General features: G+C 45.9%; 1 protein-coding gene. It reads left to right on the top strand.

The window, feature by feature from the left end; all coding sequences use genetic code 11:
* Nucleotides 1-394, top strand: a 394-nt coding sequence (locus CORAM0001_RS11465; RefSeq protein ID WP_040362036.1) for a restriction endonuclease subunit S domain-containing protein, incomplete at its 5' end; no start/stop codon positions are given.
* Nucleotides 395-503: the final 109 nt, after the last annotated feature.

Genomic DNA, 503 nt, shown 5'->3' with positions numbered 1-503 from the left:
GCTATTCGCTCGAGCCAGCGGCACCGCCGCACTACTCGGAGCATGCACCATTGTCGACAAGACCGTAGATAACATTTTCCTTCCGGATAAAATCTGGAATCTACACACGAACGGCAGCCCAATTAGTAAATTTTATTTACTCGAAGCCCTACGGTCCAACAATTTTAGAAAAATCGCCGAGTCGCAATTTTCTAGCTCAACAGGAGTTAAAAATATTAAGACCTCTGTTCTCATGAATTTCGCGGTCAAAGTCCCTCCACCCGATACGCTAAATAAATTTAATCAAGTTTTTAAATACACAGCGTCCATTATACAAAAGCAGAAAGAGAAGCTAGCACTCCTCGAAGAACTCCACCAGTCCCTCGCAACCCGAGCATTCTCAGGTCAGCTCTAACATTTCGGAGTCATACAAACGCTGGGGTCGGGTTTCATTCAAAGGGCCGGCGCTTTGCGCGTTCTAGTGATTGACCGACGCTTACCTCGATATACTCGACTCATTGCAT

This window comes from Corynebacterium amycolatum SK46, assembly GCF_000173655.1.
Taxonomy (GTDB): Bacteria; Actinomycetota; Actinomycetes; order Mycobacteriales; family Mycobacteriaceae; genus Corynebacterium; species Corynebacterium amycolatum_A.
Note: the sequence above shows the minus strand (reverse complement) of the source record. Positions and strands in the feature narration are given on the sequence as shown.